The following is an 8,997-nucleotide window of genomic DNA, read 5'->3' as shown; positions in this document are numbered from 1 at the left end:
TGCACGGGCGTGTCGAACGCCAGCCGCGCGAGGATCGCCATCTTCGCCGCCGCGTCCTTGCCGTTGACGTCGTCGCTGGGGTCCGCCTCCGCGTAGCCCAGGCGCTGGGCCTCGGCGAGGGCCGTCTCGTAGGACGCCCCCGTCGTCGCCATCTGCGTGAGGATGAAGTTGGTGGTCCCGTTGACGATCCCGTGGAGGCGGTCGACGTGCGCTGCGGCGAGCGACTCCTGGAGCACGCGGATGACCGGGACGACCCCGGCGACCGCCGCCTCGAACCGCAGTTGCACGCCGTGCTCGCGGGCCGCCGCCCACAGCTCCTCCCCGTGGTGGGCCAGGAGCTGCTTGTTGGCCGTGACGACGTGCTTGCCGGCGGTCATCGCGCGCAGGACGTAGTCGCGAGCGGGCTCCAGGCCACCGATCAGCTCGACGATCAGGTCGCTGTTGGCGAGGATCTCGTCGAAGTCGCCCCGCGAGCGCGTGAGCACCCCGGTGACCTCGGGCCGCAGGCCCGTGGTGGCCGCGACGTGATCGGCGCGCTCGGCCAGCAGGTGGGCGAAGGCGGCCCCGACCGTGCCGTGGCCGAGGAGGCCGAGACGGAAAGGCTGCGGTTCAGACGTCACGGGCAGTCAGGTCCTCATAGGTCTCGCGGCGCACGACGACCGTCGCGTCGCCGTCCTGCACGAACACCACCGGGGGGCGCAGCGCACCGTTGTAGGTGTTGGCCATGGCATGGCCGTAGGCGCCCGTGACCGGAGTCGCGATGATGTCACCCCGGCGGGGGTCCGGGAGGTGCGCCTCCGCCACGATCACGTCGCTGCTCTCGCAGTGCTTGCCGGTGATGCGGCACGGCGCGCCGGCCGGCGCGGACATCCGGTCGGCGACGACGGCCTCGTACCGCGCCCCGTAGAGCATCGGCCGCAGGTTGTCGGACATGCCGCCGTCGACGGCCACCCACGTCGAGACGTTCTGCTTGATCGTCTCCACCGTGTACAGGGTGACCCCCGCGTTGGCGACGAGGGCGCGGCCGGGCTCGTCGACGATCCGCTTCCCCGGCCCGATCGACTCCTCCACCGCACCGACCTTGGCCTCGACGTAGTCCTCGATCGACGGCGGATGCTGGTCGGCGGTGTAGGCGACGCCGAGCCCCCCACCGAGGTTGTACGTCCGGAAGTCGCCGAGGTCGGCGATGGCGGCGACGGCGTCGCGGAAGGGCTGCAGGTCCAGCAGCTGGGACCCGATGTGCATGTGCAGGCCGTCGAGGTCCAGGTGCGGGCTCGCCTGGGCCAGGGCGATCGCCTCGCGGGCCGCGTCCGGTCCGAACCCGAACTTCGAGTCGGCCTGACCGGTCGAGATCCCGGCGTGGGTGTCGCCGCGGACGTCGGGCGTGACCCGGATCAGCACGGTCTGCGCCCCCCGCCCGTCCTCGGCGACCGTCTGCTCGAGCCGCTGCAGGTCGTGGAGCGAGTCGAGCACCACCGCCCCGACGCCGCAGTCGCGCGCGAACCGCAGCTCGTCCTCGCTCTTGGCGTTGCCGTGCAGGGTGATCCGCGCCGGGTCGAAGCCTCCGCGCAGCGCGAGGGCCAGCTCGCCACCGCCCGCGACGTCGCACCCGATGCCCTCGGAGGCGAGCAGCCGGTAGACCGCGGTGCAGGGGAACGCCTTGGAGGCGAACGAGACCTCGAAGTCCTCGGTCCGGGCGCGGAACGCCTCCACGAACGCGCGGGCCCGGGTGCGGATGTCGTCCACGACGACGACGTACGCCGGGGTGCCGAACTCCCGGGCGAGCTCGACCGCGTCGCACCCGCCGAGGGTCAGGCGGCCACGATCGTCGACGGTGCTGCCCAGGGGCCAGACGTGCGAGAGCTGGTTCGCCAGGGCCATGGGAGGGCGGATCATGCCAGTCTGAGCGTGTGGGAGCCCCTGGGACACGCATCGTCACCGTCGATCCCCCCGAGGAGGAGGATCGTCACCGCGGCCTGCGGTACTCGCTGTTCGTCCCGACTGCTCCCCCGCACGGAGCGATCCTCGTGCTGCACGGCGCCGGGTCGACCCGCTCCTCGCACCACGACTACGCCCGCAGCTGCCGCGACGCGGGCTTCGCCGCCATGTGCTTCGACCAGCGGGGGCACGGCGACAGCGACGGACCGATGGACCAGCGGGTCGTGGAGGACGTCGTGGGCATGGCCGCCCACCTGCGTGACCGCGTCCGCTCGCGGACGGGCCTGGCGTCGCACGTCCCGCTCCCCCTGGGGCTACGGGGGTCGTCCATGGGCGGGTACCTGGCGCTCGTCGCGGCTTCGCCGGCCCACGCCGACGCGGTCGTGGCCATCTGCCCGGCGTCCGCCGACGGGCTGGCCGACGGGCTGCGCGCCCGCCGATTCGACTTCCGGGCGGACGTCGAGCGACTGCAGCCGGTCCTCGAGGAGCACGACGCGCTGGCCGCCGCGGCGGCGTACCGGGGCCGGCTCCTGCTGCTGCACGCGGAGGGCGACGAGTCCGTCCCCGTCGCGCACTCGCGCGCCCTCCATGCGGCAGCCCCGGGGAGCCGCCTCATCGTCGTCCCGGGCGGACACCACCGCTCGATCCAGCACGACGCGGAGCTCCAGGGTGAGACGCTGCGGTTCTTCCGCCGCGCGTTCGGCCCTGCCACCACCAGCGGCCCGGCCTGAGCCTCAGCGCACGGGCACGAGGCCCGGTGCGCCGCTGAGCTGACCGAGTGCGGTCGCCACGGTCGCGCCGCCCCCGGGAACCACGGGGTCCACGGCCGCCGCGACGGCGCCCGCGCCACCGGAGAGCGCCTCCCCGGGCCCCGCGAGCACGGGGCCGGGACCGGAGGGCTCGGAGACCGGTGGCGCGACCGTCTGGGGTCCCGTCGGGACCGGTGTCGGCGCCCCCGGGGCAGCCGGGGGCGGCGTCGGCGCAGGCGGCGCGGGGCGGGTCCGGTCGTCCGGCGCCGGCGCGCCCGCGCGACCGTCGCTCGGCCCGAGGGTCTGCGCACCGCCCGATCCGGCGCCGCCGCCGAGGTCGCGACCGGCAACGGCCCCTGCCCGGGCGGCGGTCGCTTCCCCCTCCGCCGCATCCGGCGCCGGCGCGAGACGGCTCGCCTGCTCGGCGGCCTCCCGTGGCTCGACCCATCCGTCGAAGCCCACGAACCCCGTGCCCACGACGGCGACGACGGCGACCGCCGCCACCAGCGCGAGGGCCGACACCAACCCGGCGAGCGGTCCCCAGGCCCGGGCCCGCCGGAGGTGCCGCGGGAGTGGCGGGCCTGGTCGCGCCATCAGGCGGTGGCGGTTCGGGGGGCCCCTCCGGCTCGACGCGCCGGCCCCTCGGGGTCGCGCAGGCCGCCGCTGCGCGAGATCAGCACCAGCCACACCGCGCCGCCCACGATCATGGTCAGGCTCTCGAGCTGGGCCGTCGTCAGGCCCGCGAACACGGTGTCGTTGCGCCGGATGAACTCGACGAGGAAGCGCTCCAGTCCCCCGACGAGCAGGTAGACCGCGAACAGCACGCCGGGACGGACGTGGTCGCGCATGCTCCACAGCACCCAGGCGAGGGTGCCCATGGCGAGCGTCTCGTAGATCGGCGTGGGATGGACGTCGACGGTCGTCGGCACCGTGCCGTCCGGATAGGCCATGCCCCACGGGAGATCGGTCGGGCGCCCGTAGTCCCCGTCGCCCGAGAGCTGGCAGCCGACGCGTCCGATCGCGTAGCCGAGGGCGAGCGCGGGAGCGCTGAGATCGAGCAGTCCGACGTTCAACGTGCCGCGGTAGCGGGCCCACAGGAAGACCGCGAGGGCCCCGCCGATCGCCCCGCCGTACCAGACGAGCCCCGCGCCGCTGAAGATCGTTCCGACCAGGTCCTCGGACGCCTCGTCCCAGTTCTGCAGGATCCAGGCGAGGCGGGCGCCGACGAGGCCACCGCCCAGCCCCGCGAAGATGATCTCGTAGGACCAGTCGGCCGGCTTGCCCAGTTCCTTCAGGCGGCGCGACAGGACGGCGCCTGCGCCGACGAAGCCGAGCGCGAACATCAGCCCGAACGTCTTGAGCGACAGGCCGAAGATGTCGATCTCTGGCTGCATCGGCGACGTAGGGTACGGGCCCGCGCGGCGCGGGGCTGCGCCCGCCTACAGGTAGAGCATCGGGTTCACGGGCGTTCCGTTGATCCGCACCTCGAAATGCAGGTGCGGTCCCGTGGAGTTGCCGGTGTTGCCGACCGACCCGATGCGCTGGCCGCGTCGCACGTTGGCGCCGAGCGACGTGCCGTAGGCCGACTGGTGGGCGTAGCACGTCGACATCGACTGGTTGTGCTGGATGCAGGTGTAGTTCCCGTACCCGCCGGTCGGCCCCATCAGGACGACCTTCCCCGAGTCGGCGGCCACGATCGCCGTGCCGGTGGGCGCGGCGATGTCGATGCCGGCGTGCAGGCGGCCCCAGCGCTGCCCGAAGGGACTGGTGAACGTGCCCTGCGTCGGCGTCGTGAGCCGCCCGCCGGTGCCACGGAACGACCCGGTCGGGATCGATCCCGCGGCCGGTGCCTGCAGGGCGGCCTGGACCTTGGCCTGCTCCTTCTCGAGGCCCTTCAGGTGCCCCTCGAGATCGTGGCGCTCGGCGCGGACCTTCCGGAGCGCCGCCGCCTTGCCGTCCTTCGTGCGGTCGTAGCCGACCTTCGTGTCGATGATGTCCTGCTTGACCTGGGCGATCTCGTTGCGTCGGGCAAGGATCCGCTCGGTGATCGTCTGCTGCCGACGCTCGAGCTCGTCGAGGCGGGCCGCGGTCGCCGTCGCGTCCTTCTTCGCGTTCTTGACCAGGCGCACGATGGTGCGGTCCTGCTTGTTGATCCGCTCGAGGAAGTCCCCGCGCTCGATCAGGTCGGCGAACCCGCGCGAGTTCAGGACGACCGTGACCAGGTCGGGCTTGTCGGCCTTGTAGAGCTGGACGAGGCGCTCCGAGAGCACACCGCGAGCCTCGGTCAGCCGGGCGCGGAGCCGGGCGAGCCGGCGGCGCTCGGACCTGAGCTCCTCCTGCGTCCGCGCCAGCCGCGCGCGCTTGACGTCGAGGTCGCTCTGGATGACCCGCTGCCGGGCGTTGTACCGGTCGATGCGCTGCTGCAGGGTCTCGATGCGCTGGTTGTAGCGCGTGATGTCCTTCGTGAGCACACGCTCGGTGCCCTTGCGCTTGCCGATCTTCTCGCGGGTGACCTCGATCTTCTTCTGGATCGCCTGTGCGGAACGGGCTTTCGGCTCCCCCTGGGAGACCAGGGGCAGTGCCGCCCAGAGGGCGAGAGGTGCGAAGACAGAGATGAGCAGCAAGCGCCAGCGCATGCAGGAGTCATGAAGCTAGCAACGCGACCCGGCCGTTCGACGCGGTGCAGCCAACCTTGCGTGACCCACGTCACACAAGCAGCTGCGCGCGGAACGCGTCGTACAGCCACCGCTCGTACGCGTCGGGCGACCACCCTCGCCGCCCCACGAGCAGCGCCCACACATCCGGGTGATTGAGCGTCCACAGGATGTCGGCGGCGCGCTCGACGTCCATCCCGGGCCGCAGCGCACCCTTCTCGTCGAGGCTGACCGCGAGCGTCCGCTGGTTGGCCCGGAACTCCGCGTTGATGCGCTCCCACAGGGCGCCGACGTCGCCGTCCACCGCGGCGGCTGAGCGCAAGACCTCGAGCAGCCCGCCGGCGCGCTCCTTGAACAGCCGGGAGTTCACCGCGTTGAGCCGCACCTGCTCGTCGGCGTCGGGGGCCGCCATCATCGCCTGGTACCACGGCTGCTCGGCGACCGGGACCTCCTCGCGTCCGCGTCGCAGGCGGTGGTTCCACAGGGCGCGCACGATCCCGGCCTTGGTGTCGAAGGCGAGATGGACCGTCCGCGGCGACACGCCGGCCTCTCCGGCGATCGCGGCCACGGTCGTCGCCGCGTAGCCGTGTCCCTCGAAGCAGCGCTGCGCGGCGTCCAGGATCGCCTCGCGGGTCCGCCGCGCCTGTTCCTGCCGCAGCGAGCCGTCGTAGCGCCGGCGCCCGGGCTTGACATCCTCGGTCATTTCGTTACAGTCCTCCTGCATTCATTTCATACTAACTGTAGGTGATTCCGCGGAGACGCGGAGGAGGGAGCGCAGCCCCATGACCACGCAGACGACGATGACGAGCACGCCGGACCCCTCACCCGCGGACGGCCTGCGTGCCGGCCTCCGCGCCATGTGGGCGGCGGTCGCCCCGGGGTGGCGCACGTACGCCGACCACGTCGAGGAACAGGGCGCCCCGGTGACGGAGGCGATGATCGCGGCGGCAGCACCCCAGCCGGGGGACCGCATCCTCGAACTCGCCTGCGGGGCCGGTGCGGTCGGGCTCGAGGCGGCCCCGCTCGTCGGCCCGGACGGCACCGTCGTGCTGTCCGACGTGGTCCCCGAGATGACCGCGATCGCCGCCGAGCGCGCGCGGGACCGCGGCGTGCACAACGTCACCACCAAGGTGCTCGACCTCGAGGCGATCGACGAGCCCGACAGCTCCTACGACGTCGTGCTGTGTCGCCACGGCCTGATGCTCGTCGTGGACCCAGCCGCGGCCGCCGCCGAGATCCGCCGGGTGCTGCGTCCCGGTGGGCGCGCCGTCGTCGCCGTGTGGGGACCGCGCGATCGCAACCCGTGGCTCACGGAGCTGTTCGAGGCCGTCGGTGCGCACCTCGGCGCGCCCGTGCCCCCTCCCGGGATCCCGCAACCGTTCTCGCTCGATGACGCCGAGCGACTGGCGAGCGTGCTGCGGGACGGCGGCCTCGCCGACGTGCGGACCTCGGAGGTCGCGGTCGTGATGCGCAGCCCGTCGTTCGACCACTGGTGGGAGGGGCGAGCCGCACTCGCGGGCCCTCTGGCCAAGGTCCTGGCCGGACTGCCGCCGGCGACCGTCGGCGCCATGCAGGACACGGCCCGCCCGCGCGTCGCCGCCTACGCGACGCCCGACGGTGGGTACGCGATCCCCGGGGTCAACCTGCTGGCGACAGGTAGGCGCGACTGAGGTCGCCCGTTTACGAACCCCAGAGGCCCGCATGTCAGACTGTCGCCATGCGTTCGACCTCCTTCGGCAAGGACACCGGGCTCCAGGCCCGCATGCTCCTCACCATGTTCCTGCTCGGTGCCGTCTACGTGGCCTTCGTCGGCGTGCTGTTCGCCGCCGGAGCGTCGGGCGTGATGATCGCCCTGGTCGCCGGTGGCCTCGTCGCGATGCAGCTCTTCGCCTCGGAGGCCATCGGGCTCCGGGCCATGGGGGCCCGCGAGGTCTCGCCCCAGGAGGCGCCCGAGCTCCACGCGATGGTCGAGCGCCTGTGCCTCCAGGCCGACATCCCCAAGCCCAAGGTCGCGGTCGCGTACACCGACATGCCCAACGCCTTCGCCCTCGGCCGCTCGAAGAAGCACGCGACCGTCTGCGCGACGACGGGCATCATGGAGCTCCTCTCCCCCGCCGAGCTCGAAGGCGTGATGGCCCACGAGCTCGCGCACATCGCCAACCGCGACGTGATGGTGATGACCCTCGCGAGCTTCTTCGCCTCGGTCGCCGCGATGATCCTGCAGTTCGGCTTCATGTTCGGCGGCGGCCACCACGACGACGACGACGGCCCCGGCTTCCTCGCGGTGATCATGGTCTCGCTCGCCGTCTACGTGATCTCCTTCTTCCTCATGCAGGCCCTCTCGCGCTACCGGGAGTTCGCGGCGGATCGCGGCGCCGCCGTCCTGACGGGTCGTCCCAGCGCCCTGGCGTCGGCGCTGATGAAGATCAGCGGCGGGATGGACCGGATCCCGCAGCAGGACCTGCGCGCGGCCAACGAGATGGCGGCCTTCTACATCTTCCCGCCCGGCGCGAAGTCGGCGATCGGCAACCTGTTCTCGACGCACCCGCCGATGGAACGGCGCATCGACGCCCTCATGCGTCTCGAATCGCAGCTCCAGAGCGCCGGGTAGACCGCCTCCGGCGGTCCTCTAGGCTCCCGCACCATGGGTTTCCTCGACACGCTGCTCGGCCGGCGGAAGGTGGCTGCGCCCGCGGCCAAGGACCGGCTGTTCGCCCTGTCCACCGCGCACGTGACGTTCGAGATCGACGGGCTCGTGTCCAAGGGCGCGGCCGCGATCGTGTTCCAGGCGCTCGGCACGGCCGACTTCCAGCGGGTCGTGACCGAGATGGAGGAGGTCGTCCGCGGGACCGGCGAGGAGACCGGCACGACCGTCGAGTCCCACGAGGACACGTTCGGCTATCGCTGGATCGTCCTGCGCGACCCAGACGTCGAGGACCTGGTGGTCGGGGTCCACGCGGTCAACGACGCGCTCGCCATCGCGGGGTACGGGGACCGCACGCTCGCGGCCGTCTTCCCCTACGCCGACGGGGATCGGCCCGTCTACTGGATCTACAGCATCAAGCGGGGCTCGTGGTACCCCTTCGTCCCCGCGCCGGGCGAGCAGGCACGGTCCAACGAGCTCGAACTGCAGCTGAAGGCCAGGTACGCGAACGACCTCCCGATCGAGCCCGAGCTCGAGCGCTGGTTCCCGCTCTGGGGCGTGCCGCTCTAGACCGCCCGGTCCCCGGCGGGGCGCGTGCGCTGCGTCGCGAACATCCGCAGCGCGAAGGCGCCGGCCGGACGCTCGCGCCACCCACGGACGCGGCGGGCCATCGCCTCCGGCATGTCCTCGGGTTGGGGCAGGGGCACGCCGTACTGCGGCGGCACGACCAGTGGCGCGCACAAGGCCGCGAAGGTCAGGTCCGCCGCGGTGAAGCGGTCGCCGGTCAGGAAGGGCCGGCCATCAGCGAGCATCGCGGCCGCGGCGTCGAACTCGGCGTCGACGTTGCGCTCCGCCCGCGCGGCGCTGGAGGCCGAGACGCCGAGGTGCCGCTTGACCATCGGCGTCATGACGCGGAACAGCAGGGGCCAGGCGCGCCGCTCGAGATCCGGGACACCGGTGAGGTTGAAGCGGGCGAAGGCCTCGGGCAGCGTCAGGGTCTGGAAGTACATCC

The 8,997-nt window shown here is 72.6% G+C and carries 11 protein-coding genes; 4 read left to right on the top strand and 7 right to left on the bottom strand.

What is annotated here, in order from left to right:
• Both ABYE80_RS12705 and lysA read right to left on the bottom strand, forming a co-directional pair.
• On the bottom strand, positions 1–620 hold a 620-nt coding region (locus ABYE80_RS12705; RefSeq protein WP_372790654.1), incomplete at its 3' end, for a homoserine dehydrogenase.
• The gene (lysA, locus tag ABYE80_RS12700; RefSeq protein ID WP_372790653.1) at positions 610–1,896 is read right to left on the bottom strand and encodes a diaminopimelate decarboxylase; all 1,287 of its coding nucleotides are present in this window, start codon (positions 1,894–1,896) and stop codon (positions 610–612) included. The genes lysA and ABYE80_RS12705, both read right to left, overlap by 11 nt.
• Before the next feature lie 14 nt (positions 1,897–1,910).
• Between lysA and ABYE80_RS12695 the strand changes: the two genes are divergently transcribed.
• On the top strand, positions 1,911–2,669 hold the full coding sequence (locus tag ABYE80_RS12695; protein ID WP_372790652.1) for an alpha/beta hydrolase family protein: 759 nt from the start codon (positions 1,911–1,913) through the stop codon (positions 2,667–2,669).
• 3 nt (positions 2,670–2,672) lie between these two features.
• Here the strand turns inward: ABYE80_RS12695 and ABYE80_RS12690 are convergent, their stop codons facing one another.
• From ABYE80_RS12690 to ABYE80_RS12675, 4 genes are all read right to left on the bottom strand, one after another.
• Positions 2,673–3,281: a hypothetical protein gene (locus tag ABYE80_RS12690; protein WP_372790651.1), complete on the bottom strand. Its 609-nt coding sequence runs from the start codon at positions 3,279–3,281 to the stop codon at positions 2,673–2,675.
• Positions 3,281–4,081: a prolipoprotein diacylglyceryl transferase gene (locus tag ABYE80_RS12685; protein ID WP_372790650.1), complete on the bottom strand. Its 801-nt coding sequence runs from the start codon at positions 4,079–4,081 to the stop codon at positions 3,281–3,283. Before ABYE80_RS12685 ends, ABYE80_RS12690 begins: the two co-directional genes overlap by 1 nt.
• 45 nt (positions 4,082–4,126) lie before the next feature.
• A complete protein-coding gene (locus ABYE80_RS12680) occupies positions 4,127–5,323 on the bottom strand; it encodes a murein hydrolase activator EnvC (protein WP_372790649.1) in 1,197 nt (398 codons plus the stop codon).
• 70 nt (positions 5,324–5,393) lie between these two features.
• Positions 5,394–6,044 (bottom strand): TetR/AcrR family transcriptional regulator, encoded by a 651-nt coding sequence (locus tag ABYE80_RS12675; protein ID WP_372790648.1) that lies wholly within the window; start codon positions 6,042–6,044, stop codon positions 5,394–5,396.
• A 79-nt stretch (positions 6,045–6,123) separates the two neighbouring features.
• Here ABYE80_RS12675 and ABYE80_RS12670 point away from each other — a divergent pair, with 79 nt between their 5' ends.
• The 3 genes from ABYE80_RS12670 to ABYE80_RS12660 are packed head-to-tail and all read left to right on the top strand — an operon-like array spanning position 6,124 to position 8,555.
• A complete protein-coding gene (locus ABYE80_RS12670) occupies positions 6,124–7,011 on the top strand; it encodes a class I SAM-dependent methyltransferase (protein ID WP_372790647.1) in 888 nt (295 codons plus the stop codon).
• A gap of 47 nt (positions 7,012–7,058) precedes the next feature.
• A complete protein-coding gene (gene htpX, locus ABYE80_RS12665) occupies positions 7,059–7,952 on the top strand; it encodes a zinc metalloprotease HtpX (RefSeq protein ID WP_372790646.1) in 894 nt (297 codons plus the stop codon).
• A 33-nt stretch (positions 7,953–7,985) separates the two neighbouring features.
• Positions 7,986–8,555: a hypothetical protein gene (locus ABYE80_RS12660; protein ID WP_372790645.1), complete on the top strand. Its 570-nt coding sequence runs from the start codon at positions 7,986–7,988 to the stop codon at positions 8,553–8,555.
• Here ABYE80_RS12660 and ABYE80_RS12655 read toward each other — a convergent pair.
• Positions 8,552–8,997: glutathione S-transferase C-terminal domain-containing protein (locus ABYE80_RS12655; protein WP_372790644.1), on the bottom strand; the 446-nt coding region annotated here is incomplete at its 5' end. The genes ABYE80_RS12660 and ABYE80_RS12655 overlap by 4 nt on opposite strands.

Origin of the sequence: Paraconexibacter sp., assembly GCF_041602235.1 — a bacterium.
In the GTDB taxonomy this organism is placed as follows: Bacteria; Actinomycetota; Thermoleophilia; order Solirubrobacterales; family Solirubrobacteraceae; genus Paraconexibacter.
This window is presented reverse-complemented; position numbering and strand designations above follow the sequence as displayed.